The 25,660-nt window shown below is 64.5% G+C and carries 25 protein-coding genes; 22 read left to right on the top strand and 3 right to left on the bottom strand.

Translation table 11 applies throughout. The annotated features are described in order from the left end of the window. The first annotated feature begins 8 nt into the window (after positions 1-8). The 3 genes from CFB24_RS16270 to CFB24_RS16260 are packed head-to-tail and all read left to right on the top strand — an operon-like array spanning position 9 to position 2,771. Positions 9-1,538 carry a phytoene desaturase gene (locus tag CFB24_RS16270; protein WP_088521696.1) on the top strand — a complete coding sequence of 510 codons (1,530 nt, stop codon included), beginning with the start codon at positions 9-11 and terminating at the stop codon, positions 1,536-1,538. Further along, a complete protein-coding gene (locus CFB24_RS16265; protein ID WP_088521695.1) occupies positions 1,519-2,565 on the top strand; it encodes a phytoene/squalene synthase family protein in 1,047 nt (348 codons plus the stop codon). The genes CFB24_RS16270 and CFB24_RS16265 overlap by 20 nt, the downstream gene beginning before the upstream one ends. Then, the gene (locus CFB24_RS16260; RefSeq protein ID WP_088521694.1) at positions 2,565-2,771 is read left to right on the top strand and encodes a hypothetical protein; all 207 of its coding nucleotides are present in this window, start codon (positions 2,565-2,567) and stop codon (positions 2,769-2,771) included. The genes CFB24_RS16265 and CFB24_RS16260 overlap by 1 nt, the downstream gene beginning before the upstream one ends. Positions 2,772-2,904: 133 nt before the next feature. On the opposite strand, the gene crtD is transcribed toward CFB24_RS16260, so the two are convergent. Beyond that, entirely contained in the window at positions 2,905-4,437 is a 1,533-nt protein-coding gene (crtD, locus tag CFB24_RS16255) for a 1-hydroxycarotenoid 3,4-desaturase CrtD (RefSeq protein ID WP_338064180.1), read from the bottom strand. 128 nt (positions 4,438-4,565) lie between these two features. On the opposite strand from crtD, the gene CFB24_RS16250 reads away from it, so the two are divergent. The 19 genes from CFB24_RS16250 to CFB24_RS16160 all read left to right on the top strand — a co-directional run bounded on the left by CFB24_RS16250 (position 4,566) and on the right by CFB24_RS16160 (position 22,991). Then, a complete protein-coding gene (locus CFB24_RS16250) occupies positions 4,566-5,432 on the top strand; it encodes a polyprenyl synthetase family protein (protein WP_425332108.1) in 867 nt (288 codons plus the stop codon). 1 nt (position 5,433) lies between these two features. Next, the gene (locus tag CFB24_RS16245; protein ID WP_245407806.1) at positions 5,434-6,585 is read left to right on the top strand and encodes an acetylserotonin O-methyltransferase; all 1,152 of its coding nucleotides are present in this window, start codon (positions 5,434-5,436) and stop codon (positions 6,583-6,585) included. Between the two features lie 75 nt (positions 6,586-6,660). Further along, positions 6,661-7,593 carry a chlorophyll synthesis pathway protein BchC gene (bchC, locus tag CFB24_RS16240; protein ID WP_088521692.1) on the top strand — a complete coding sequence of 311 codons (933 nt, stop codon included), beginning with the start codon at positions 6,661-6,663 and terminating at the stop codon, positions 7,591-7,593. Further along, positions 7,590-8,582, top strand: coding sequence for a chlorophyllide a reductase iron protein subunit X (locus CFB24_RS16235; RefSeq protein WP_088521691.1), 993 nt, complete (start codon positions 7,590-7,592; stop codon positions 8,580-8,582). The genes bchC and CFB24_RS16235 overlap by 4 nt, the downstream gene beginning before the upstream one ends. Next, positions 8,572-10,092 carry a chlorophyllide a reductase subunit Y gene (gene bchY / locus CFB24_RS16230; RefSeq protein WP_425332107.1) on the top strand — a complete coding sequence of 507 codons (1,521 nt, stop codon included), beginning with the start codon at positions 8,572-8,574 and terminating at the stop codon, positions 10,090-10,092. The genes CFB24_RS16235 and bchY overlap by 11 nt, the downstream gene beginning before the upstream one ends. Then, positions 10,086-11,528 (top strand): chlorophyllide a reductase subunit Z, encoded by a 1,443-nt coding sequence (gene bchZ / locus CFB24_RS16225; RefSeq protein WP_088521689.1) that lies wholly within the window; start codon positions 10,086-10,088, stop codon positions 11,526-11,528. Before bchY ends, bchZ begins: the two co-directional genes overlap by 7 nt. A 38-nt stretch (positions 11,529-11,566) precedes the next feature. Then, entirely contained in the window at positions 11,567-11,851 is a 285-nt protein-coding gene (locus tag CFB24_RS16220) for a hypothetical protein (protein WP_141098472.1), read from the top strand. 61 nt (positions 11,852-11,912) lie between these two features. Next, positions 11,913-12,122, top strand: coding sequence for a light-harvesting antenna LH1, beta subunit (pufB, locus tag CFB24_RS16215; RefSeq protein WP_088521687.1), 210 nt, complete (start codon positions 11,913-11,915; stop codon positions 12,120-12,122). Positions 12,123-12,134: 12 nt separating this feature from the next. Next, positions 12,135-12,314: a light-harvesting antenna LH1, alpha subunit gene (pufA, locus tag CFB24_RS16210; RefSeq protein ID WP_088521686.1), complete on the top strand. Its 180-nt coding sequence runs from the start codon at positions 12,135-12,137 to the stop codon at positions 12,312-12,314. Between the two features lie 94 nt (positions 12,315-12,408). Next, positions 12,409-13,233 carry a photosynthetic reaction center subunit L gene (pufL, locus tag CFB24_RS16205; RefSeq protein WP_088521685.1) on the top strand — a complete coding sequence of 275 codons (825 nt, stop codon included), beginning with the start codon at positions 12,409-12,411 and terminating at the stop codon, positions 13,231-13,233. A 16-nt stretch (positions 13,234-13,249) separates the two neighbouring features. Beyond that, a complete protein-coding gene (gene pufM / locus CFB24_RS16200; RefSeq protein WP_088521684.1) occupies positions 13,250-14,230 on the top strand; it encodes a photosynthetic reaction center subunit M in 981 nt (326 codons plus the stop codon). Beyond that, positions 14,227-15,249: a photosynthetic reaction center cytochrome PufC gene (pufC, locus tag CFB24_RS16195; RefSeq protein ID WP_088521683.1), complete on the top strand. Its 1,023-nt coding sequence runs from the start codon at positions 14,227-14,229 to the stop codon at positions 15,247-15,249. The genes pufM and pufC overlap by 4 nt, the downstream gene beginning before the upstream one ends. A 107-nt stretch (positions 15,250-15,356) precedes the next feature. Next, positions 15,357-16,199 carry a rhodoquinone biosynthesis methyltransferase RquA gene (rquA, locus tag CFB24_RS16190; protein ID WP_244593213.1) on the top strand — a complete coding sequence of 281 codons (843 nt, stop codon included), beginning with the start codon at positions 15,357-15,359 and terminating at the stop codon, positions 16,197-16,199. 179 nt (positions 16,200-16,378) lie between these two features. Continuing rightward, entirely contained in the window at positions 16,379-17,338 is a 960-nt protein-coding gene (locus CFB24_RS16185) for a glycosyltransferase family 2 protein (RefSeq protein ID WP_088521681.1), read from the top strand. Beyond that, positions 17,259-18,338: a lysylphosphatidylglycerol synthase transmembrane domain-containing protein gene (locus CFB24_RS16180; RefSeq protein WP_338066174.1), complete on the top strand. Its 1,080-nt coding sequence runs from the start codon at positions 17,259-17,261 to the stop codon at positions 18,336-18,338. The genes CFB24_RS16185 and CFB24_RS16180 overlap by 80 nt, the downstream gene beginning before the upstream one ends. Further along, a complete protein-coding gene (locus CFB24_RS16175) occupies positions 18,335-19,651 on the top strand; it encodes an NAD(P)/FAD-dependent oxidoreductase (RefSeq protein WP_088521680.1) in 1,317 nt (438 codons plus the stop codon). The genes CFB24_RS16180 and CFB24_RS16175 overlap by 4 nt, the downstream gene beginning before the upstream one ends. 65 nt (positions 19,652-19,716) lie before the next feature. After that, positions 19,717-20,337 (top strand): hypothetical protein, encoded by a 621-nt coding sequence (locus tag CFB24_RS16170; RefSeq protein WP_088521679.1) that lies wholly within the window; start codon positions 19,717-19,719, stop codon positions 20,335-20,337. A gap of 42 nt (positions 20,338-20,379) precedes the next feature. Next, the gene (locus CFB24_RS16165; RefSeq protein WP_088521678.1) at positions 20,380-21,612 is read left to right on the top strand and encodes a putative DNA modification/repair radical SAM protein; all 1,233 of its coding nucleotides are present in this window, start codon (positions 20,380-20,382) and stop codon (positions 21,610-21,612) included. After that, positions 21,603-22,991, top strand: coding sequence for a UdgX family uracil-DNA binding protein (locus CFB24_RS16160; RefSeq protein ID WP_088521677.1), 1,389 nt, complete (start codon positions 21,603-21,605; stop codon positions 22,989-22,991). Before CFB24_RS16165 ends, CFB24_RS16160 begins: the two co-directional genes overlap by 10 nt. Here the strand turns inward: CFB24_RS16160 and CFB24_RS16155 are convergent. Continuing rightward, positions 22,988-24,601, bottom strand: coding sequence for a cisplatin damage response ATP-dependent DNA ligase (locus CFB24_RS16155; RefSeq protein WP_088521676.1), 1,614 nt, complete (start codon positions 24,599-24,601; stop codon positions 22,988-22,990). The genes CFB24_RS16160 and CFB24_RS16155 overlap by 4 nt on opposite strands. Continuing rightward, positions 24,598-25,611 carry a ligase-associated DNA damage response exonuclease gene (locus CFB24_RS16150; RefSeq protein ID WP_088521675.1) on the bottom strand — a complete coding sequence of 338 codons (1,014 nt, stop codon included), beginning with the start codon at positions 25,609-25,611 and terminating at the stop codon, positions 24,598-24,600. Before CFB24_RS16150 ends, CFB24_RS16155 begins: the two co-directional genes overlap by 4 nt. Positions 25,612-25,660 lie beyond the last annotated feature (49 nt).

Raw genomic sequence — 25,660 nt, 5'->3', positions numbered from 1 at the left:
GTCAGCTTATGTTGACGGTTCAGGAAGAAGACATGGGCAGCGTGGCAAGTCAACGCAAACCCGTCGCCATCGTGATCGGCTCCGGCTTCGGCGGTCTCGCCGCGGCGGTGCGACTCGGCGCCCGCGGCTATTCGGTCAAGGTGCTGGAACGCCTGGATGCGCCCGGCGGGCGCGGCTACCAGCATCAGATCGACGGCTTCAAATTCGACGCTGGCCCGACCATCGTCACCGCGCCGTTCCTGTTCGAGGAACTCTGGGCGTTGTGCGGCCGCAAGCTGTCGGACGACGTCGAATTGCGCGAAATGAAGCCGTTCTACAAGATCCGTTTCAGCGACGGCGAGACCTTCACCTACTCCGGCGACCGCGAGGCGATGAAGGCGGAAGTCGAGCGCATCTCGCCCGGCGAAGGCCCGAATTTCGACGCCTTCATAGAGATGAGCGAGCGCATCTATCGCATCGGCTTCGAGAAGCTCGGCGACGCGCCGTTCGACTCGCTGATGGATATGGTCCGCATCGCGCCCGAGCTGCTGAAATTGCAGGGCTATCGCACCGTGCGCGGGCTGGTGTCGAAATTCTTCAAGCATGAGCGCCTGCGCACCATCTTCAGCTATCACCCGCTGTTGATCGGCGGCGACCCTTTCCGCATTTCCTCGATCTATTGCCTGATCGCCTATCTCGAAAAAAGCTTTGGCGTTCATTCGGCCATTGGCGGCACCGGCGCCCTGGCGCGCGGGCTGGTCAAGCTGATCGAAGGGCAGGGCGGCGAAATCCGCTATCGCGCCGACGTGCGCCAGATCCTGGTCGAGAGCGGCCGCGCCGTCGGCGTCGAATTGCAGGGCGGTGAAAGGCTGCGGGCCGACATCGTCGTGTCCAACGCTGATTCCGCCTATACGTATCGCAGTCTGCTGCCGCCGCATGTGCGCCACACCTGGACCGATTCGCGGCTGCAACGGTCGAAATATTCCATGGGTCTGTTCGTCTGGTATTTCGGCACCAACCGCCGCTATGACGACATCGGCCATCACACCATCCTGATGGGGCCGCGCTACGGCGAATTGCTCAAGGATATTTTCCGTCGCAAAGTGCTGGCGGAGGATTTCAGCCTTTACCTGCATCGCCCCACCGCGACCGATCCGTCGGTGGCGCCGCGCGGCTGCGACGCCTTCTATGTGCTGTCGCCGGTCCCCAATCTCCAGGGCGGCCAGGAATGGCGGCTGGAGGCCGAGGGCTATCGCAAGCGCATCGAGACCTGGCTCGAGGCCAATATCTTGCCCGACCTCAGCAAGCACGTCGTCGTGTCGCGCGTGACGACGCCGCTTGACTTCCGCGACCGGCTCAACGCCATCCACGGCGAGGGGTTCGGGTTGGAGCCGCTGCTGTCTCAGAGCGCCTATTTCCGGCCGCACAACCGCAGCGAGGACATCGAAAACCTGTTCCTCGTCGGCGCGGGCGTGCATCCCGGCGCAGGTTTGCCGGGCGTATTGTCGTCGGCCCGGATTCTCGACAAGGTCGCGCCCGATGCCTCCGCTTTTACTTAAGGGGCCGCTCGCCAGCGAGGCCGACCACGCCGCCTGCCGCGAATCCATTCGCGGCGGGTCCAAAAGCTTCTTCGCCGCCTCCTGGCTGCTGCCGGAATCGGTGCGCCGCCCGGCCTTTGGCCTTTACGCCTTCTGCCGCCTCGCCGATGACGCGGTGGATGAGAACGAGGCCAAGGCGGCGGCGGTGGAGCGGCTGCGCGAACGCCTCGACCGCGTCTACGAGGGAACGCCGTTCGACCATCCGGCCGACCGCGCCTTCTCCGACATTGTGCGGTCCTATTGCATCCCCCGCGAGATTCCCTTCGCGCTGATCGACGGCTTCGTCTGGGACAGCGAGGGGCGGATGCCCGCCAATCTCTCGGAGCTGCGCGCTTATTCGGCGCGCGTCGCCTCAACGGTCGGCGTGATGATGACCCTGCTGATGGGCGTGCGTGACTCCGCAGCCCTGGCGCGCGCTTGCGATCTCGGCGTGGCCATGCAGCTCACCAATATCGCCCGCGACGTCGGCGAGGACGCCCGCGCCGGACGTTTGTATCTGCCGCTCGACTGGTTGGTCGAGGAGGGCGTGGACGTCGAGGGCTTCCTCGCCAATCCCACGCCCACCGATGCGGTCAGGAGCGTGATCGCGCGCGTGCTGGCCGAGGCGGACGTGCTTTACGAGCGTGCGCGCGACGGCGTGGCGCGGCTGCCGGTGTCGTGCCGTCCCGCCATTCTGGCCGCCGCTCTGATCTATTGCGAGATCGGCCGCGAGGTCGAGCGGCGCGGCCATGATTCCGTGACGAGCCGCGCCTATGTCGGCAACCGGCGCAAGCTGGCGCTGCTGGCGGAAGCCAGCGTCCGCGCCATTGCGCCGCAGACTAAGGCGCCGTGGCCGCCGCTGCCCGAGACCGCTTATCTGGTCGACGCCATCGCGCGCGAACCCGCCCCGGATTTCGATCCGATCACGCTCCGGTCGCGTGCGATCAAAGTGCTCGAAATGTATGAGCGCCTGGAGCGGCGGGACCGGGCGCAACAAGTGGTGCGCTAATGTCCATTGACGCGTTCGCGCTGCTGGAAGTGCTTTTCCCCTTCGCGCTCGTCATCGCCTTTCTGGCGTGGCAACTGCGGGTGACGAAGCGCAGCATTCGCGACGACCAGACGCGGGCCGCGCGTGAGCTGGCTGAGGCTGAGGCGCGCGCTCAGGCCGAACGCGATAAAGCCGAGCCGCGTCCCGCCGCCACCGGCGAGGCTTGACGCTTTCGATCGGCCGGGTTTCACGCTCCGGGCGGGCGTTTCGTGATCGCGACTCAGCGGCGGCGCCCTTTCGGTCGGGCGGCCGCCGCGATGCTTTTGCGGCGGTGGGACGATTAGACGCAACAAACGCCCGCTACCCCGGTCGCTCCGGGTTTTCGGTCGTCGCGAGCGGAGGCGACAGGCTGCGGGAGAGGGCCGCGAGGCGCGACCGGCGCGTCGAACGCAGGTCCGAGGTGATCGCAAGCGCCGCCTGACGCCCGGAAAGGGCGGCCATCGGCACCCCTGGGCCAGGATGCACGCCGCCCCCCGCCAGATAGAGGCCTGGGAGCCTGGTGCGGGCCGTCGGGCGCAGGAATGACGCCTGCCAGCCATGGGTCGCCACGCCATAGAGCGATCCCTCCGTCGCTGGAAACAGCGCAGCGAAATCCGCTGGCGTCGTCACCACCCGTTCCCGCCAATCGAGCCGCGCCCCGCAGGCGCGCATCACGTCCATCGCAGCCGCCTCGTAGGCTTCAATCTGCTTCTCGTCGAGCGCGCCCCCTGGTCCGGCCGGCGCATTGGCCAGGCAGAACAGGCGCTCGCCGTCGCCCCTCGCCTTGTCGTCGTCGCCCCGGTCGGAGGCGCAGACATAAACCGTCGGCTGCGCCGGCAGTCGCCCGCGCGCGAAAATCGCCTCAAACTCTTCGGCGTAATTCGCGCCGAAAAACACGTTGTGATGAAGGAGAGGCGCGTCGCTGGTTCCGACGCCCGCGAGGGTCACGGCCGACAGCGAGCGCGCGCGGGGCGGCGTTGGCGCGGCGGCGGCGCCGGCCTGGGTCCCAAGCATCGACAAGGCGGACACGTCGCCGTTGAACAGAATCGCTTCGGCGTCGAATCGCTGCCCGGCCTCGGTCACGACGCCGCACGCGCGGCCGCCCTCCACGACGATTCGCTCGACGCGCGCGCCATAGTGAAAACGCGCGCCGAGACTGACGGCGAATCTCTCAAGGGCTTCGGCGAGCTTGATCATGCCGCCTTCGACGAACCAGACGCCCCGGCGCTCGACGTCGGCGACCAGCATCAGCGTCGCGGGCGCGAGGAAAGGCGAGGAGCCGCAATAGGTCGCATAGCGTGCGAATAATTGCCGCAGCCTGGGGTCGTGGAAATGGGCGCCCAGCGCGCCCCACAGGGTTCGGGTGGGGGTGATCGCGGCGATGTCGCGCCAGCGCGTCCATCCGATTCGCGACGCCAGCGAAAACGGATGGGCGGGGCGCGGCGCGCGCATGAAGGCGCGGTCAAGTGTCGCATGCATGTGCGCCGCGCGCGCCGCGAAGGCGCGATAACCCTCCGCCTCGCGGAGGCCGGCGAACTCCCGGATGGCCGCGAAATTGGCCTCGATGTCCGGGAAAAGATCCACTCGCGAGCCGTCGGGCCAGTAGTGGCGCGCCAAGCGTTCCGCGCGTTTGAGGGTAAGATAATCGCTGAGCGTCCCGCCGCATTCGGCGAAGAGGTCTTCGAAGACGTCGCGAAGCGTGAACACGGTGGGGCCGGCGTCGATGCGGCGCCCGGAGACCTCTGCCGCGCGCAGCTTGCCGCCCGCCGCGCTTGCGGCTTCCAGCACAATCGTGTCAAACCCCCGCGCAGCTGACAACAGCGCGGCGACCAGCCCGCCAACGCCAGCGCCCACGACAACGACCGCCGCCCGGGACCTCATGTGCGTCCGCGAGCGAGAGGGAAAAAGATTGACGCGCCGGCAAAAGCTGTCAATATTAGATTACACTTTGAGTGTCTATTAAAAAGGTCACGGAGGCGGTGATGCACATGGAGCGCGTCGAAATGGCTCTGGAAGCGGCCCTGTCGGAGGCCGGGGGAGCCAAGTGCCCGCCGCTTCTCGCTTCCGCGTTGCGCTACGCGGTGTTTCCGGGAGGTCATCGGATTCGGCCTCAGATCGTTCTCGCGGTCGCGACCGCCTGCGGCGATCCGAATCCCCATCATACCGACGCTGCGGCCGTCGCAATCGAGTTGATGCATTGCGCCTCGCTTGTCCATGACGATCTGCCGGCTTTCGACGATGCGCCGATTCGGCGCGGCAAGCCGACGATCCATGTCGAATATAACGAACCCCTCGCCATTCTCACCGGCGACGCGCTCATTGTTCTCGCCTACGAAGCGCTCGGGCGCGCCTTCTCCGACGACCCGCGCCAGCTCGCGCGGATGATTTCGATCGTGTCTCGCTCCGTGGGCGCGCCCGGCGGCATCATCGCCGGGCAGGCTTGGGAATCCGAGTCGACGATCTCGCTGGTCGATTATCAGCGCGCCAAGACCGGTGCCCTGTTCGCCGGCGCGACCCTCGCCGGCGCTGCGGCGGCCGGGCGTGACCCCGAGGCCTGGCGCGCGCTGGGCGATTATATCGGAGAAGCCTATCAGGTCGCCGACGATTTGCGCGACTTGCTGTGCGACGCCGAGGAGCTCGGCAAGCCGGCGCACCAGGATGAGCGTCGGGCGCGGCCAAACGCCGCGGCTCAACTGGGCATTGGTGGAGCCAAGGCGCGTCTGACCGAATTGGCCGACGCCGCCGCCGCTTCCATCCCCGATTGCCCCGGCGCTGAGCAGTTGCGTGTCGTTATTCGTGCGCAAACCCGTCAATTGTTCCCCTCGCAACTCGAGCAGTACGCGGCCTGACATGACCGGAACCAATCTCCCCGCAACCATCGGCCCGGCGTCCGTCTCCGAAATGTTGCGACACGGACGTAATCTTCTCATCGCCAATCCGGCATTTCAAAAGTGGGCGGCCAGCTTCCCGCTGACCCGGCTTATTGCGGAGCGGCAGTCGAACGCTCTTTTCGATATATGCTCGGGGTTCGTCTATTCCCAGATCCTTCTCGCCTGCGTGCGTCTGGATCTTTTCAGCAAGCTCGCGGGCGGGCCTCGCCCCTGTGCGGCTGTGGCCGAAGATCTCGATTTGCCGTTTGACGCGACCCAGCGTCTGCTGCGCGCCGCGACGGCGCTGAAACTGGTCGATGCGCTCGAGGGCGAGCGTTATGGGCTTGGCGAGCTTGGCGCCGCTCTGCTGGCCAATCCGTCGATCAGTTCCTTCGTCGAGCATCACGCGCTGCTCTATGCTGATCTCGCGGACCCCGTGGCCCTGCTGCGCGGCGAGACGGCGACCAAGCTTTCCGGCTTCTGGCCCTACGCGAACCGCAAGGCGGGCGATCCCGCCCCGGCCGGCGGCGAGGCCTATGAAACCTACAGCGATCTGATGGCGCAGTCGCAGGCTGACATCGCCGAAGATATTCTCGATGCTTTCCCGCCGACCGGTCGTCGGCGTTGGGTCGACATTGGCGGCGGTGAGGGCGTGTTCGCGTCGGCGCTGGCTATTGTCGCTCCGGAAGTCGAGGCGCAACTGTTCGACCTCCCGCCTGTCGCCGCTCGGGCGCGCTCTGCGCTGCAACGGCGCGGCATGTTGTCGCGCGTCACGGTCCATGAAGGCGATTTTGTTTCGGGATCTCTGCCCAAGGGCGCCGACGTCATGTCGCTGATCCGTGTTCTGCACGACCATGACGACGAGACGGTGCGCGGTCTGCTGGCCCGTATCCATGAGGCTCTCGACCCCGGTGGAACCCTTTTGATCGCCGAGCCTATGGGCGGCGGCGCGGGTTCCGACCGCGTCAGCGACGCCTATTTCAATTTCTACCTGCTCGCCATGGGGCGCGGCCGCACCCGTTCCGTCGCCGAACTCACCGCCTTGCTCGAGGCTGGCGGCTTCTCCGACGTGCGTGTTGTGCCTTCGCGCCGCCCGATGCTGGCCAATGTCCTGGTCGCGCAGCGCGTGTAAATTTTACTTGACGGAAGTCAGTGTCGGAATAATCTGACGCTGTTATAACCAGAGGCGAAACGAAGGGTCTCATTGATGCAATCCGTCGCCGTTGTCATGGAAGAGCCAAGGCGCCTGAAGCTGGCGTCGCTCGTCCTTGACGAGCCCGGGCCGGCCGATATCGTCGTTGAAACCCTTTGGTCGGGCGTCAGCGCCGGCACCGAAAAGCTGCTCTACACTGGTCGAATGCCGACTTTCCCGGGTATGGGCTATCCGCTCGTTCCTGGCTATGAAACGGTGGGTCGCGTGATCGACGCGGGCCCGGACGCCGGTGTGCCGGTCGGCGCCAATGTGTTCGTTCCCGGCGCGCATTGCTTTGGTTCGGTCAGCGTCGTGCATGGCGGCTCAGCCTCGCATCTGGTGGTGCCTGGCGCCCGCGTCGCTCAACTCGACCCTGCGCTCGGCGAGCGCGGCGTGTTGTTCGCCTTGGCTGCGACGGCGCTGCATGCGGTGAATATAGCCGACGCCTCTGGAGAGGCGCTGGTTGTTGGTCATGGCGCGCTTGGTCGTCTGATCGCGCGCATTCTGGTCGCCCGCGGCGTCAAGCTGACAGCGTGGGAAACCAATCCGGTTCGCGCGACCGGCGCTCTGGGTTATTCTGTTGTTGCGCCGGACGCCGATCCGCGTCGCGACTATCGCCACATCATCGACGTCAGCGGCGATTCCAAGGCGCTGGACGCGCTGATCCAGCGTCTCGCCCCGCATGGCCGTGTGACTCTGGCGGGTTTCTACGAAACGGTCGGTTTCGCCTTTGCTCCGGCGTTCATGCGCGAAGTCGAGTTTCGCATTTCCGCGCAATGGGCGCCCGGCGACCTTGGCGCAGCGATCAAACTTGTCGAGAGCGGCGCGCTCTCGCTTGACGGACTCATCACCCACCGCCGCGACGCGCGCGAGGCTCCCGAGGCCTATCCCGTCGCTTTTGAAGACCCGACCTGCGTAAAGATGGTCCTCGACTGGAGTGCGTTATGATCAGTTTTCTGTCGGAAGCGGAAATCGCTGGCGGCGGAGTCGGGGCGCAGGCCTCGGCGGAAACTGACACGCCCTCGCATGCGAAAAAGGCCACGCAGATCATCGCGATCTACGGCAAGGGCGGCATCGGCAAGAGCTTCACGCTCGCCAATCTGTCCTACATGATGGCGCAGAAGGGCAAAAAGGTTTTGCTCATCGGCTGCGACCCGAAGTCCGACACCACTTCGCTGCTGTTCGGCGGCAAGGCTTGCCCGACCATCATCGAAACTTCCACCCGCAAGAAGGCGGCTGGAGAAATCGTGGAGATCGGCGACGTCTGCTTCAAGCGCGACGGCGTTTACGCCATGGAGTTGGGCGGTCCGGAAGTCGGGCGCGGCTGCGGCGGACGTGGCATTATTCACGGCTTCGAGACGCTGGAAAAGCTTGGTTTCCACGACTGGGGTTTTGATTACGTCCTTCTCGACTTTCTCGGCGATGTGGTTTGCGGCGGCTTCGGTCTGCCGATCGCCCGCGACATGTGCCAGAAAGTGATCCTGGTTGGCTCGAACGACCTGCAGTCGCTCTATGTCGTTAACAATGTCTGCTCGGCTGTTGAATATTTCCGCAAGCTCGGCGGCAATGTCGGCGTCGGCGGTCTGGTTATTAACAAGGACGACGGTACTGGCGAGGCCCAGGCCTTCGCCAAGGCGGCGGGCATTCCGATCCTTGGCGAAATCCCTGCGGACGAAGACATTCGCCGCAAGAGCGCGGCTTATCAGATCGTTGGCCGGCCCGATGGCCGTTGGGGTCCGCTGTTCGAACAGCTGGCTAACGCCGTCGCGGACGCCGTTCCGCACCGGCCGACGCCGCTGACCCAGGACGGTCTGCTGTCGCTGTTTAAAAGCGATGCGGTCGGTCGTGATTACGTGCTTGAACCCGCGACGAAGGAAGACCTGTTCGGGACTTCGCTCGTCGAGAAGCCTTCGCTCGAAGTCGTCTATGACGAGTAAGATGGTCATGACCCTCGACGCCCCCAACCCTTCACCGAACGACACGACCCGCGCGTCCGCGCCGGGCGTGGACGGCCTCGGGTGCCATGCCGGACGCGAGACGATGCTTGCCGCCGCGCGTGAGGCGGGCGCCGGCGAGACGCTGGCGCGCTACGCAAAGGATTATCCGGCTGGTCCGCACGATCAGCCGCAGAGCATGTGCCCGGCCTTCGGCTCGTTGCGCGTCGGCTTGCGCATGCGCCGCACCGCTACCGTGCTTTCGGGTTCGGCCTGTTGCGTCTATGGCCTGACCTTCATTTCGCACTTTTATGGCGCACGCCGTTCGGTCGGTTATGTGCCCTTCAGTTCGGAAACGCTGGTCACCGGCAAGCTGTTCGAAGACATCCGCGAGTCCGTGTTTCAACTCGCAGACCCTGAGAAATATGACGTGGTGGTGGTCATCAACCTCTGCGTTCCCACCGCCTCCGGCGTTCCGCTTCGCCTGCTGCCGAAAGAGATCAACGGCGTGCGCGTGATCGGCATCGACGTCCCCGGCTTTGGTGTGCCGACGCACGCCGAGGCCAAGGATGTGCTCGCTGGCGCCATGCTGAATTATGCGCGCAAAGAAGCAGAACAGGGTCCGGTTCAGGCGCCGCGCACGCCGCGGGCGACCGAGCCGACGATCACTTTGCTCGGCGAAATGTTCCCGGTCGATCCGATCCAGATCGGCGGAATGCTTAAGCCTCTCGGCCTTGCCGTCGGCCCGGTCGTTCCGACCCGCGAATGGCGCGAACTTTATAGCGCGCTCGACTGCTGCGCCGTCGCCGCGATCCATCCGCACTACACCGCATCGATTCGCGAGTTCCAGGCCGCCGGACGTCCGGTGATTGGCTCCGCCCCGGTCGGCGTCGATGGGACGGCCGCTTGGCTCGATGATGTCGGCAAGGTCTGCAACATCGAGACGGCCAAGGTCGACGCCACTAAGGCGGCGTTGCTTCCTGCGATTCGCGGAGCCCTTGACGGCGCGCCGATCCGTGGTCGCATCACGCTGTCGGGTTATGAAGGCTCGGAACTGATCGCGGCGCGGCTGCTGGTCGAAAGCGGCGCCGACCTGCGCTATGTCGGCACTGCCTGTCCGCGTACGCCCTGGTCCGAGAGAGACCGCGAGTGGCTGGAGGCCAAGGGCGTCCGCGTTCATTTCCGCGCCACACTCGAAGACGATGTGGCGGCGATCGACGAATATCAGCCGGATTTGGCCATTGGCACCACGCCCGTGGTGCAAGCCGCCAAGAGCCGCTCGATCCCCGGCTTGTACTTCACAAACCTGATTTCCGCGCGTCCGCTGATGGGCGCGGCGGGCGCGGGTTCCGTCGCTGCGACCTTGAACGCCGCGATCGGCAACAAGGCGCGCTTCGAGCAAATGTCCGAATTCTTCGAAGGCGTCGGTCGTGGCGCGACCTCGGGCATCTGGCCTGAGGCCGCCAAGATCCCGCAATCCGAGACCGCGAAACGGGAGGACGGCGCATGCTAGTTCTCGACCACGACCGCGCCGGCGGCTATTGGGGCGCCGTTTACGTCTTTACCGCGGTCAAAGGCCTTCAGGTCGTGATCGACGGACCTGTCGGTTGCCAGAACCTGCCGATTACGTCGGTGCTGCATTATACTGACGCGCTGCCGCCGGAAGAACTGCCGATTGTTGTGACCGGTCTGTCGGAAGCCGAGCTTGGCCGCTTTGGCACCGAAGCGGCGATGACACGCGCCCATAAGACGCTCGACCCGAAGTTGCCGAGCGTAGTGGTGACCGGGTCGATCGCCGAAATGATTGGCGGCGGCGTGACGCCCGAAGGCTCGGGCTTGCAACGCTTCCTGCCGCGCACCATTGATGAGGACCAGTGGCAATGCGCCAATCGCGCCCTGCTCTGGCTCTGGAACGAATATGGCGCCAAGAAGGCGAAGGCGCGCAAGCCCGCCAAGACAGAGGCCAGTTCCAAGCCGAAGGTCAACATTATCGGCCCGAGCTATGGCGTGTTCAACATGCCGTCCGACCTCGCCGAGATCACCCGGCTGTGCGAGGGGATTGGCGCGGAGATCAACTTGGTCTTCCCGCTCGGCTCGCATCTGTCCGACACGCCGCGTCTCTCGGACGCCGACGTAAACATCTGCATGTACCGTGAATTCGGCCGCTCGCTGTGCGAGGCGCTGGAGAAGCCCTATCTGCAGGCGCCGATCGGCATGCACGCGACGACAAAGTTCTTGCGGGCGCTGGGCGAACTGACTGGGCTTGACCCCGAACCGTTCATCGCGCGCGAGCGCCATACCACGATCAAGCCGATCTGGGACCTCTGGCGCTCGGTGACGCAGGATTTCTTCGGCACCGCGTCGTTCGGCATTGTCGCCACCGAAACCTATGTTCGGGGCGTCCGGCGCTTCCTGGCCGACGAACTCGGCATGCCCTGCGCCTTCGCCGTGGCGCGCAAGCCTGGCGAAAAGACCGACAACGCCGCTGTGCGCGACAGTCTGCGCGCCCGGCCGCCGCTGGTGGTGTTCGGCAGCTATAACGAGCGGATGTATCTCGCGGAGTCGGGTTCGCGCGCGACTTACATTCCGGCGTCCTTCCCGGGCACCGTCATCCGCCGTCATACCGGGACGCCCTTCATGGGCTATTCCGGTGCGACCTATCTGGTTCAGGAAGTGTGCAATGCGTTGTTCGACGCCTTGTTCCACATCTTGCCTCTCGCAAGCGAAATCGATCGCGTCGATCCGACGCCGTCGCGCTTGCATCGCGAGCTCGAATGGAGTGCAGAGGCCAAAGCGCGCCTCGACGAGCTCGTTGAAGCCGCGCCGTTGGTGGCGCGCATTTCAGCCGCGAAGCGCCTGCGCGACGCGGCTGAACAGGAAGCCCGTCGGGCAGGGGAATCGCAAGTCGATCTTTCGCGCCTGGAGCGCGCAAGAGTGCTTGCCGGCTAACGCGGCTGCGCGTTCGCTCGTTTTGAATGGAGAGGGTCATGAAATCGGCTGTTCACACTATCCCGGCAAGAAGCGAGGCCGCTCTCGCCTGGCGCGTGTTCGGCGGTTTCCTGCTCATTCTGCTGGTCGTCGCCGGCGGACTGAAAGCGCTCTTCGCGAAATTGTTTACGGATTATGAGCACGCCCCATCGTCTCGGAGCCGTTCCTGGCTCGCGGAGGCGCGCTCGCAAGCCTCAATCGCAACTTCGTATGCCGTGATGGCGAAGACGATGTTGCAGTCATCCAGACGGGACTACCGTCAGGAACGCCAGTCGAGATCGTAAGAGATCGAGACGAATTTGGGCCGCGTAAAGGCGTACGCGGCAACCTGTAAGGAGGTCAAAAATGGCCGAAGACAGATCTTCTCTGTCCGGAGTGTCGGATGCGGAGGCCAAGGAATTCCACGCCTTGTTCGTCTCCAGCTTCATGGGCTTCATGGTGGTTGCGGTTCTCGCTCACGTCCTCGCTTGGGCGTGGCGTCCGTGGATCCCCGGCCCGAAGGGTTGGGCGCTGCTCGACAGCGTTTCCGCTGTTGCTACCTCGTTGATTGGCTAAGGGGAGAGGCTCATGTACAAACTTTGGCTGCTCTTCGATCCGCGTCGGGCTCTCGTTGCGCTCTCCGCCTTCCTGTTCGTGTTGGCGCTGATCATCCACTTCATCTGCCTCAGCACCGACCGGTTCAACTGGCTGGAAGGCAAGCCGGCCGTCAAGGCCGCCGCGATCGAGCTGACCTCTTCGGTCGGCTGAACTTCCGTCCAGCGGGAATCGCCCGCGGCGCGGACGGGCGCATAAGCGTCCGTCCGCACTCTGAAACCTTCACGTCGTTTGGGGAGCGCCGGCCATGGCGATGCTCAACTTTGAAAAAAAATACCGCGTGCGGGGCGGCACGCTCCTAGGCGGAGATCTGTTCGACTTTTGGGTCGGACCGTTCTACGTCGGATTCTTTGGTGTCACTACGTTCATCTTCTCTCTCGTCGGCGTCGCGATGATCGCCTACGGGACCGCCCTCGATCACGTATGGAACATCTGGCAGATCAACATTGCGCCGCCTGACCTGAAATATGGCCTTGGCCTCGCTCCCTTGAAAGAGGGTGGCATCTGGCAGATCGTCACTGTCTGCGCGCTTGGCGCCTTTGGCTCCTGGGCGCTGCGTGAAGTAGAAATCTGCCGGAAGCTCGGAATCGGCTATCACGTTCCGATCGCTTTCGGCTTCGCGATCCTCGCCTACACGACGCTTGTCGTGTTCCGGCCGGTTCTGATGGGCGCCTGGGGTTACGGATTCCCCTATGGGATTCTCAGTCACCTCGATTGGGTTTCCAACACGGGCTATCAGTACCTGCATTTCCACTATAACCCGGCGCACATGCTGGCGATCACCTTCTTCTTCACGACCTGTCTTGCGCTCGCGATGCACGGCGCTGTGATCGTGTCGGCCGCTAATCCGCGGCAGGGTGAGACCGTCCGTCCGACCGAATACGAAGACTGGTTCTTCCGTGACGTGGTCGGCTATTCGATCGGCACGCTCGGCATTCATCGTCTCGGCCTGTTCCTTGCGCTGTCCGCTGTGTTCTGGAGCGCGGTCTGCATCCTGATCAGCGGTCCGTTCTGGACCAAGGGTTGGCCTGAATGGTGGAATTGGTGGCTCAACCTGCCGATCTGGCGCTAACGTCTAGGAGGCGAGCGTGTCCATTTACGAGAATGTCTTCACTCAAGTCCAGGTCCACCCAAAGACGCCTGAAGAAGGTCTGGGCGGTCCAATCGTCGATCGCGAGCGTATAGGAAAGCCAATCATTTCCTATTGGCTCGGATTTATCGGCAACGCGCAGATCGGGCCGCTCTATCTCGGCACCCTCGGAGTGTTTTCTCTGCTCTTTGGGTTTGTCGCGTTTGAGATCATCGGCCTTAACATGCTCGCCTCGGTGCACTGGGATCCAATCCAGTTCGTGAGGCAGTTGCCTTGGCTGGCTCTCGAACCGCCGAAGCCCGAGTACGGCATCAAGCTGTTCCCGCCGTTGGCGGAAGGCGGCTGGTGGCTGATGGCCGGCTTCTGCATGACCATGTCAGTGCTGCTCTGGTGGGCGCGCGTGTATCGTCGCGCCGTCGCGCTCGGGCTCAGCACGCATATGGCCTGGGCCTTTGCCTCGGCGATCTGGCTGATGCTGTGCATGGGCTTCATTCAGCCGCTGCTGATGGGTCATTTCAGTGAGGGCGTGCCGTTCGGCATTTTCCCCCATCTGGACTGGACCGCGGCGTTCTCCCTCCGCTACGGCAACCTGTACTACAACCCGTTCCACATGCTCTCGATTGCGTTCTTGTATGGCTCGGCTCTGCTGTTCGCCATGCATGGCGCGACGATCCTGTCGGTCGGGCGGTACGGCGGCGAGCGCGAAGTCGAACAGATGGTGTATCGCGGCACGGCTGCTGAGCGCGCGGCTTTGTTCTGGCGCTGGACCATGGGCTACAACGCTACGATGGAGTCGATCCATCGCTGGGGTTGGTGGTGTGCGGTTTTGTGTCCGCTGACGGGCGGCATCGGCATCCTGCTCTCTGGCACTGTGGTGGATAACTGGTACCTCTGGGCCGTCCAGCACAACATCGCTCCGTCCTATCCGCATGTCTTCCCCGTGACAGTTGATCCGGCAGCGACGGGAGTCCCGCAATGAAAACCACCGCTCTTCTCCTCGGTGGCGTCGCCACCGCGCTGATCGGCACAGCGCTGATCTTCACCCCGGGATGGAATCTCTCGAAGGTGCACACGGTTCAGACTGGCTATCGCGGCCTGTCTGTCGGTGAAATGTACACCACGAAGTCGGAACAATTGCTGAAGGCGGCCAATGCTCTGCCGGACGCGATTGATCCGGCCGAGGCCGGCGGCAAGAAGGCGACCGAGGTTTACAAGAACGTAAAAGTTCTGACGGACCTCAGCGCTGCGCAGTTCGACCGCGTCATGCTGGGCTTCGCCGCCTGGGTTGGCGGCGAGCAGGGCTGCAACTATTGCCACAACCCCGAGAACCTCGCGGACGACAATCTTTATACAAAGAAGGTCGCCCGTTCGATGATCCAGATGACGCGCCACATCAACAAGGATTGGCAGGCCCACGTTCAGACCACCGGCGTGACCTGCTACACCTGCCACCGTGGCCAGCCCGTGCCTAAGGGCGTCTGGTACAAGGGCGCCGATCCGAAGTCGAAGGGCGCCGCGGCAACGAACTACGGCATGGGGCATCCGAGCTCCGTGAATGGCACGACCGCCATGAACACCGATCCGTTCAGCGGCATTCTGGATGGCAAGGATGCAATTCGCGTCCAGGCCTCGCAGGCGCTGCCGACCGGTTTCGGGGCGCCGCTCCAGAAGACGGAGAAAACGTATTCGTTGATGATGGCGTTTTCTGGCGGCCTCGGCGTCAACTGCACCTATTGTCACGGTTCGCGAGCCTTCACGAACTGGACCGAGGGTTCGCCGTTGCGCGTCAACGCTTGGCACGGCATCAACATGGTGCGCGATCTGAACGCCAACTTCCTGGCGCCGTTGCAGGCCGATTGGCCGGCTAACCGGCTGGGACCGACCGGCGACGGGCCGAAGCTCTATTGCTTGACCTGCCATCAGGGCGCGCCGAAGCCGCTGCTTGGCGCCAAGATGGCGCAGGATTGGGCGGAACTCGGCGGGGTTTCCGTTAAGTAACAAGACCTTACGCGGCGGTCTTTGGGCCGCCGCGTTCGATTTCATGAAGCCGACACGTCATTCGCGCTATGAGGACGGCTCCGTTATGGGTTAGTCTGCGGCTCTTCGTGACCGCAAGCGCCAGGGATGTCCACGTGCTTTTAAACGCCAATAGCTCCACTGAGGCTGATCGTTTGGTCGATCCTCAGGCTGAACGCGCCAATCTCTCCAAGACGCCGGCGCCCGTAGGGCCTACGAATTCAGACTCCGCGTCGAGCGCTGTTAGCGATGACAAGCAAATTCCAAGCTATCTGACCGATCACTATTGGTGGGCCTATGTCCACCCGAACGCCGTTTGGGTGTTCGAACGGCAGTGGCTGATCGACGCTATTTTATGGGGCAATTATCATCGCCTGCGCGACGCCGCGCTGAACGCGCTTGGCGCGACGCTGCCGGGACGCACCTTGCAGATCGCCAGCGCCTACGGCGATTTCACGCCCTCGTTGGCCGAGCGCGCCACGGCCGGCGGAGGTGAAATCGACGTTATCGACGTGCTACCGATCCAATTGGAAAATCTTCAACGCAAGTTGACCGCCGACGCGCCCGTGCGGATGGCGACAATGGATTCGGCGGCGCTGCAATTTAATGATGCGAGCTTTGATCGGGTCGTTCTGTTCTTCCTGCTTCATGAAATGCCCGAGGATTGGCGCCGGCGGACGCTGGCGGAAGCGCTCCGCGTGGTTCGGCCGGGCGGTCGCGTCGTGATTATCGAATATGCTCAGCCCCGGCGTTGGAATCCGATGCGCTATCTGTTCGCTCCGATTCTCGCTAAGCTCGAACCGTTCGCGCTCGATCTCTGGCGGCATGACATTCGCGAGTTCTTGCCGTCCGACGCAAAGATCGAGGGTTTCGCGACACGGCGATATTTTGGTGGGCTGTACCAGCTCGTCAGCTTCGAACGGCGCGACTGAAGCCTTTGCGGTTTGGCCTGCGGCGTCGGACGCCGCGGCTATACCTGTTATGACGCCTGCGGGTGGACGCTTGTAACGGTTTCGGCTTCTCTGTTACGTTGCGTCCAGCCGCGCCGCTCTCGGCGCGGTGCGCCGTTCAAACGCGGCGCGGGGCACAGCGGGCTGGAGGTCCCGCGCAGATGGACCAAGGCACGCCTCCGGCACAAGCCACGATTTCGATCGTCGTTCCCTGCTATAATGAAGCAAAGGTCATAGCAGAGACGTTGAGACGCTTGGTCGCGCTCGCCAAGGGGCTTCAGGACGACGTCGAGTTGATCTTTGTTGACGACGGCAGTTCGGATTCCACGCGCGAAATCGTCAAGTCCTACGATTCCGACGGCATCCCTGTTCGCCTTGTCGGGTTTTCCCGGAATTTCGGGCACCAGATCGCGGTGTCCGCCGGCATCAACGCCGCCAAGGGCGACGCCCTCGTGCTGATCGACGCCGATTTACAGGATCCGCCCGAAATCATCCCGGAGATGATTCGCAAATGGCGCGACGGCTACGAGGTGGTCTACGGCGTGCGCACGGAGCGCCCCGGCGAATCCATGTTCAAGCTAGCGACCGCGCGCGGCTTCTATCGGCTGCTGAACGAATTTTCGGATGTGCCGATCCCCTTCGACACCGGCGATTTCCGGCTGATGAGCAAGTCGGTGGCCGATGTGCTGCGCGCCATGCCGGAGCGGGATCGGTTTCTTCGCGGCATGGTCAGCTGGGTCGGCTTCAGGCAGACGCCGCTGCCTTACAAACGTGCGCCGCGTTTCGCGGGCGAAACCAAATATCCGCTCGCCAAAATGGTGCGCTTTGCGGTCGACGGCATCCTGTCTTTTTCGATCAAGCCGTTGCAGCTTTCGGTGTCGCTCGGAATGACCTGCGCCGTCATGGCGGTGTTAGGCATTGCTTACGCGCTCTATCTGCGAATTTTCACCGATATTTGGGTGGAGGGTTGGACCGCCCTGATGATCGCCGTGCTGTTCCTCGGCGGCGTGCAACTCATTTCGGTAGGAATTCTCGGCGAATATGTCGGCCGCATTTACAGCGAGTCGAAGGGTCGTCCCCTCTATGTCGTCGATGAATATTACGGCTTCCCCCCGCCCTGAAGGACGCCCCCAGCCGGGGCGCGGCCGGAAGAGGCTGGCGCAAGCCGCGCTCGGCGTTGCTCTGACCGGCCTTTTCCTTTGGTTGGCGTTCAGCCAGAGTCGCCTGGACGAGGTGGCGGCGGCGCTTGGCCAGGCGCGGGCGCCTGCGGTGCTTGCGGCGCTGGTCGCCTTTCTGCTTGGCTACGCCTGCCGCGTCGCGCGGTGGCGCGCCATGCTCACCGCCCATAACCCCGCGCTGAGATGGCGCGATTGCGCCGGCCCGCTGTTCGCCAGCGTCGCCGCCAATAATGTTCTGCCTTTTCGGTTGGGCGATCTCGTGCGTTCGTTCGGCTTTTGCAAGCAGCTCGGCATTTCGCAGGGCGTCGCGGTCACCACCCTTTTTGTCGAGCGCCTGTTCGACTTGCTGGTGGTTCTGGCGTTTCTCGCCGGCGCATTAGCTTTCCTCGGCGGGGGCGGTTTGGTCCGACTGACCAGCATGATTCCGGTATTCAGCGCCGCGGCTTTGGCCGGTCTTCTGTTGTTTCCCGCCGTGTTCGAGCGGATTGCGCTTATTGTGACGGCCGTGTTGCGGCGTGTGCTGCCTGGGTTGGCCGAACGCCTCAGCTCCGAGATCCACCGTGGCGTCGAAACAATCGTCCATGTCAGCGCGCCCGCCACCATGATCCGCCTGCTGATCTGGTCGGTTCTCGCCTGGAGCTTTGAGGGGCTGGTGTTCTGGTTCTGCGCGCTTGCGCTTCCCACGGTCGCAGCGCCCCAGGCCGCCTGGCTGGCGCTTCCGGTCGGCACGCTCGCGACGGTCATTCCGAGTTCGCCGGGATTCATCGGCACGTTCGACTTTTTCGTCGCGCAAGCCATGGCGCGCCTCGGCAACACGATGGCGGCCGGCGCGGCTTTCGCCGTTCTCACCCATATCCTGCTATGGGCGCCGCCGACATTGCTGGGCGGGCTGCATCTGCTGTCGCATCCCGTCAGGAACCTGTTCAAAACGGAAAACGCATGAGCGAAGCGCGTAATTTCGATGTGCTGGTCATTGGCGCGGGTTTTACGGGGCTGAGCGCGGCCTATGAACTCGCCCGCGCCGGCCGCAAGGTGGCGATTCTCGAACAGGGCGAGGAGATCGGCGGCCTCGCGGCCGCCTTCAAGGTCGGGGGAACCCGTCTCGACCGATTCTATCATCATTGGTTCACCAATGACCGCGAGGTGATGGGCCTGATCGACGAACTCGGGCTGTCCGATCAGGTGCGGGTCAATCCCACCAATACCGGGGTCTATTACGCCAACACTGTCTTCAAACTTTCGACGCCGCTCGACCTGCTGAAGTTCACCCCGCTCGGCCTGATCGACCGCATCCGGCTGGGCCTGCTCGCGCTGCGGGCGCGGCGGGTCGCCAATTGGCAGGCGCTGGAGGACAGGAGCGCGGCGGATTGGCTGCGCGAACTCGGCGGCACCAAAGTGTTCGAGGTGGTGTGGCAACCGCTGCTGAAAGGCAAGTTTGGCCCCTATGCCGAGGATGTGTCGGCCGTCTGGTTCTGGAACAAGATCAAGCTGCGCGGCGGCAGCCGCGGCAAGGCCGGCGAGGAGCGGCTCGCTTATTTCAAGGGCGGCTTTGTCGCTCTGGCTGACGCGCTCTCCGCCAAAATCAGGAGTTTTGGCGGAGAGATCAAGACCGGCGCCGCCGTCTCCGCGCTGCGGCCGGGGCCGGACGGCGGCTGGGAGGCGATCACGGCCAACGGCGTGTTCACCGGCGCGCGCGTCGTCGCCACCACGGCGCTGCCGATTGTCGCCGGCATGATTCGGGATTGGGCCGAGCCCGACTATCTCGCGCAACTGAACGGCATCGCCTGGCTGGGCAATGTGTGCCTCGTGCTCGAACTCGACCGCTCCCTGTCTTCGACCTATTGGCTGAATGTCAATGACGCGTCGTTTCCCTTTGTCGGCGTGATCGAGCACACCAATTTCGAGGGGCCTGAAAATTACAACGGCCGGCATATCGTCTATCTCTCGAAATATGTGCCGCATGACGATCGTCTTTATACGATGAGCGACGACGAATTCTTCGACTATGCCATGCCCTATCTTAAGGCCATGTTCCCGCACCTGGACCGGTCTTGGGTGCTGGCGCGGCATGTCTGGCGCGCGCGCTGGTCGCAGCCCGTGGTCGGGCGTCATTACAGCCGGCTGATCCCCGCGCAGGACGGACCGCGCCCCGGATTCCACCTGTGCTCGATGGCGCAAATCTATCCCGAGGATCGCGGCACCAATTACGCCATCCGCGAAGGGCGGGCCATCGGCCGCCGGTTGGCCGGCGCCTGAAGGCCGCGCGTAAACAATCCTCAACGCTTGGCGTTTATCCTTGAGGCTCCGCAAAAGGTTGAGCCATGACCATCGCCATCGAACATGCACGCGCGCCGCACCGGACTCTGCTGCCTTCGATGGCCTTCTACCTGCTCTCGGCCTCGATCGGGCCGGCGCTGTTCGTCGCGGCTTTCGCGGCCGACCTGTTTTCCTCCGACGAGGTGCTGTTCTTTCGCGGCCTGAAACTGATCGCGCTGGCGGCCGCCGTGCAGTTCGCTCTGACCTTTCTGCTACGTCATTGGCTCAACCGCTGGCGCGGCGGGATTTCGATCCATCACCAGATCGCCGCCGTCAGCCTCGCCATCGGCCTGAACATGACGTTTCTGATCGTGGTGCCGGTGACGCTTGACCGTTCCGTCAGCGTGTTCCTGCTCGGCGTGATGAACGAGCGTCCGACGGAGACGTTTACCGCCGACCGGCTCGAAACCGTGTTCGACGACGTCTATGTGCGCAAATATGGCGCGATGGAGCGGCGCATTCGGGAGCAGGTGCGCAGCGGCAATATCACGCCCGAAGGCGACGGCTACCGAATCACCCCCACGGGCCGCGCCTTCATCCGGTTCTCGTCGTCGATCGTTTCGCTGTTTCACCTGAACCCGCGCTATATCAATCCGGAGTTGGCGACCGTCGCCGCTTCCAACTGACGCCTGCTTGACATGGCATGAACATTTGGCGAACATCGCCCAATGGGTTTCGACATCAGGCAAAAGCTGGCGGTCCTCGCCGACGCCGCCAAATATGACGCGTCCTGCGCTTCCAGCGGCGGCCAGAAGCGGGACTCGCGCGGCGCGAAGGGGGTGGGGTCGGTCAATGGCTCCGGGATTTGCCATTCCTACACGCCGGATGGCCGCTGCGTTTCGCTGCTGAAGATCCTGCTGACCAATTATTGCATGTACGATTGCGCCTTCTGCGTGAATCGCGTCTCCTCCAATGTGTGGCGGGCGCGGTTCACCCCGGCAGAGGCGGCGCAGCTCACGCTCGACTTTTATCGCCGCAATTTCATCGAGGGCTTGTTCCTGTCGTCGGGCATCATCCGCTCGCCCGACTACACCATGGAGCAATTGGTCGAGACGGCGCGGCTGCTGCGCGAAGACCATCAGTTTCGCGGCTATATTCACCTGAAAACCATTCCCGACGCCGACCCGGCGCTGATCGCCCGCGCCGGCGAACTGGCGGACCGGCTCTCCTGCAATATCGAACTGCCGCAGGAGCAAAGTTTGAAGGCGCTGGCGCCGGAAAAGCGGATTTCGACCATTCGCAGGAGCATGGCGTCGATCCGCAGCCAGATCGACGGTCATGCGGCCGACAAGAGCGCGCGCAAACGCCGCTTCGCCACCGGGCAATCCACGCAAATGATCGTCGGCGCCGATTCAGCCGATGATTCCGCAATCCTGCGGACCAGCGCCGTGCTCTATGGCGGCTACCGGCTGCGCCGCGTCTATTATTCGGCGTTTTCGCCCATTCCCGACGCTTCCGCCGCCTTGCCCTTGCGCGCGCCGCCGCTGCAACGGGAGCATCGGCTCTATCAGGCGGATTGGTTGCTGCGCTTCTATGGTTTCGACGTCGAGGAGCTGACGCAGGCCACCGACGGCGGCATGCTGGATCTGAACCTCGATCCCAAGACGAGCTGGGCGTTGAAAAACCGCGCCTTGTTTCCGGTTGACGTCAACCGCGCGCCCCGCGAAATGCTGCTGCGCGTGCCCGGACTCGGCGTGCGCGCGGCGGATCGGATGATCGCCGCCCGGCGTCACGGCGCGCTGCGGCTCGACGACATTTCCCGCCTCGCCAGCAGCGTAAAAAAGATTCTGCCCTTCATCACCGCGCTCGACTGGACGCCGGGCGCGACGCTCGATTCGGATCGCCTGATGCAGAAATTGCGGCCCGAACCGCGCCAGCTGGACCTGTTCTCATGCGCATGATTGCGCTGGAGCGCCCCGACGACCCCGCGACTTTTTACGAACACGCCGCCGCCCTGATCGCCGAGGGCGCCGCGCCGGAAACGCTCAGCTGGAGCGTCGGAGCGAGCGCGGACCTGTTCGGCGCCGCCACGCCAGCCACGCGCCAAAAATGGCCCGGCGAAAAGCTGTTTTCCGCCGCGCTGCTGCATCGGACGGACACGCGTTTCGCGCTGGTCTATCGCGCCCTCTGGCGCGCCAGCGGCGATGCGCGGTTCCTTGAAAACCCTGCCGACCCCGATGTTTGCGTCCTGCGCCGGCTGGAGGGCGAGGTGCGGCGCGACAGTCACAAGATGCGCGCCTTCGTGCGTTTTCGCGAAATCCGCGACGGCGAGGAGGCGCGTTTTGTCGCCTGGTGCGAGCCGAGCCATTACACCTTGCGCGCCAATGTCGATTTCTTTGCGCGCCGTTTCGCCAATATGCGCTGGTCGATCGTCACGCCGGATCTCGCCGCCCATTACGAGCAGGGCGAGGTTCGCTTCGCGCCGGGCGGTACGCGCGGCGACGTTCCGGCCGAGGACGCCCGCGATGAGGACTGGCGCGCCTATTACGCCGCGACCTTCAATCCGGCGCGGCTCAATCTCGCGGCGATGCAATCGCACCTGCCGAAAAAATTCTGGCGCAATCTGCCGGAAGCGCAAGCCATTGCGGGTCTGGTCCGCGCCGCGCAAAATCGCGCCGAAGCCATGATCGCCGCGCCGCCGACGGCGCCGCGCGTCGAACGCGCGCCCGCGCCGACCCCAGACGCCGCCGAGGCGCAAAATCTCGCCGATTTGCGCGCACAGCTCGCCGCTTGCGAGAATTGCCCGCTACACCGCGACGCGACGCAAACGGTTTGCGGCGCCGGCCCCACGAACGCGCGGCTGATGATCGTGGCGGAGCAGCCGGGCGATCAGGAGGATTTGGCTGGCGCGCCGCTGGTCGGCCCGGCCGGCAGGGTTTTCGATGAGGCCCTGCGTCGCGTCGGCTGCGCCCGCGACGACATTTATGTCACCAACGCCGTCAAGCATTTCAAATTCACCCTGAAGGGCAAGCGCCGCATCCACGCCAAGCCGAGCGCGGGCGAGATCGACATTTGCTCCTGGTGGCTGCGGCGCGAGGTCGAACTGGTGCGGCCAAAGATCATCGTGGCCATGGGGGCGTCGGCGCTGCGCGGTCTGACCGGCGAGACCCTGCCGGTGCGCGAAAGCCGGGGAAAGCTCATCGAACTGGCCGAGGGCCGCCGTCTCCTGACCACCACCCATCCGGCCTATCTGTTGCGCCTGCAGGACGAGCAGGAAAAGCGCCTGGCGTGGCGCGCCTTCCTCGACGATCTCGCGCAAGCCGCGCAACTCGCGGCCTAACGCGCCAGTTTCGCCAGCGATTCCAGCAGATCCGCCTCGCCCGGCTTCTTGTCGCGGCGGATGCGGTTGATGCGGGGAAAGCGCATCGCGTAGCCGGATTTGTGGCGCGCCGAAACCTGCACGCCCTCGAATGCGATCTCCAGCACCAGCCCGTCGTCGCGGCTGTGGACCACCTCGCGCACCGGACCGAACCGCTGCGTCGTGTTCTGCCGCACGAAGCGGTCGAGCTGGGCGAGTTCGGCGTCGGTGAAGCCGAAATAGGATTTTCCCACCGGCAGCAGCATATCGCCGCTCCACAGGCCGAACGTGTAGTCGGAATAGAGCGAGGCGCGCTTGCCGTGTCCGCGCTGGGCGTACATCATCACGCAATCGAGCAGGTGGGCGTCGCGCTTCCACTTGAACCACTCGCCCTTGGGCCGCCCGGCGAGATAGGGGCTGGCCTTGCGCTTGAGCATCACGCCCTCGACGCTCGGGTGTTGCGCCGAGACGGCGCGTTGCGCGGCGAGCGACTCCCAGTCCCGATAATCCAGCAGCGGCGACAGCAGCAGGCGCGGATCGTTGGCCCGCGCCACCGCCTGTTCCAGTAGGGCGCGGCGCTCCTGAAAGGGCAGGGGGCGGATGTCGGTCCAGTGTTCGCCGCTGGAATCGGCGGCGAACAGCAGGTCGTAGGCGACGATGGCGACGGGGATGCGCGCCATCATGGCCGCCGAAACCGTCTTGCGATTGAGCCGCTGTTGCAGGGTGGAAAAGCTCGCCACCGCCTCAAGCCCGCTCTCGCCCGGCTCCAGCGCGACCAGTTCGCCATCGAGACCGCCGTGAAACAGCAGCGGGTCCACGAGATCCGGGAAAGCGGCGGAAATATCGTCGCCCGAACGCGAAAACAACCGCGCACCCACGTCCGCGCGGCCCTTGAGTTGCACGCGGACGCCGTCCCATTTCCATTCAGCGCAAAAGTCGGTCGGAGCGAGTTTGGCGAAATCCGTGTCGTCGATCGGCTGCGCCAGCATGGGCGAATGAAAGCACAGGGCGTCGTTGGCGGAGGGGCGGGCCGCCGCGCCCGACAGCCAGGCGAACAGCGGCAGGTAGGGCGGCGCAAAGCCGTGCCAGACTTCCTCGATCTCCGTCTGCGCCACCCCGCTCCATTGCGCCAGCGCCTGTTTGGCGAGGCCGGTGGAGACGCCGACGCGCAGGGCGCCCGTCACCAGTTTCAACAGCGCCCAGCGTCCGGTTCCGTCGAGCGCGTCGAGCCACAGCGGGATCAGGCGCCGCGCCTCCGCCTTCGACAGGGCGCGCAGGGTCTCGACCACCTGCGCCAGCCCGGGCGCCTCCGCCGCCTCGCCCGCCTCCCACATCAGCGCGATGGTTTCCGAGAGATCGCCGACGAAATCATAGGACAGCCGGAACAGGATCGGATCGGCCCGCTGCTCGATCAAGCCGCGCAGCAGGGCCGGCTTGACCTCGTCCAGCACGAGATCGCTGCACAGGGCGGCCAGCGCATAACCCCGGTCAGGATCGGGCGTCGCCGCGAGATAATCGACCAGCAGCGCCAGCTTGCCGTTGCGGGCGGGCTGGTACAGCAGGTCTTCCAGCAGGCGCGCAAACGCCTTCATTCCGCCGCCTCCTCCTCGCCCTCATAGCCGGCGAGATTGAGCGGGCGGGCGGCCAGCCCCCGCAAGTCGCACCAGCGCATCAGCGCGTCCTCCTGGCCGTGGGTGATCCAGATTTCCTCCGCGCCGGTGTCGAGAATGGTCTGTTGCAGTTGGGTCCAGTCGGCATGGTCCGACAGGATCAACGGCAGCTCGACGCCGCGCTGGCGGGCGCGGCCCTTGATCTGCATCCAGCCCGAGGCCATGCCGCGCACGGGATCGCCAAATTTTTGCGACCAGCGGTCCTGCAAGGCCGAGGGCGGGCAGAGCGCCAGTCCCGGCGCCGAGGATTTCGCGCTGTCGGCGCGCGCCGGTTCGAGCGCGCCAAGCCGCACGCCGAATTCCTCGTAGAGCGCGCAAATCTTCATCGCCGCGCCATGCATCAGAATGGCGCGGTCCTCGCCCGCCGCGCGCAATTCGGCGATCAGCCGTTGCGCCTTCCCCAACGCATAGGCGCCGACCACATGCCAGCGTTGCGGCGCCCGCGCCATCGAGGCGCGCAGCCGGTCGATTTCATCGCCGGGGGCGGGGCGGCGGAACACCGGCAGGCCGAAAGTGGCCTCGGTGATGAAGACATGGCAACGGATCGGCTCGAACGGCGCGCAGGTCGGATCGGGATCGCGCTTGTAATCGCCGGAGAACACCATGCGCAGGCCGCGCCATTCCAGCAGCACTTGCGCCGAACCGAGCACATGGCCGGCGGGCGCCAGCGTCACATCGACCTCGCCGATCCGCACGGTCTCGCCGTAGTCCAGCGTGTGAAACCGCCCGGCGGCGCCTTCGCCCAGCCGCGCGCGCATGATGGCGGCGGTGGCCGCGGTGCAGAGCACTTCGTCATGGCCGGCGCGGGCGTGGTCGGAATGGCCGTGCGTGATCACGGCCCGCGCGGCGGGCCGCAGCGGGTCGATCAGGAAATCGCCCGGCGGGCAGCACAGCCCATCCGGGCGCAAGACAAGCAGGTCCTGCGGGCGCATCGCGAATCCGGGTTCGTTGCCTTATATGCTCAGCCAAGCCGTGAACGCC

Origin of the sequence: Rhodoblastus acidophilus, from assembly GCF_900187365.1 — a bacterium.
In the GTDB taxonomy this organism is placed as follows: domain Bacteria; phylum Pseudomonadota; class Alphaproteobacteria; order Rhizobiales; family Beijerinckiaceae; genus Rhodoblastus; species Rhodoblastus acidophilus.
Note: the sequence above shows the minus strand (reverse complement) of the source record. Positions and strands in the feature narration are given on the sequence as shown.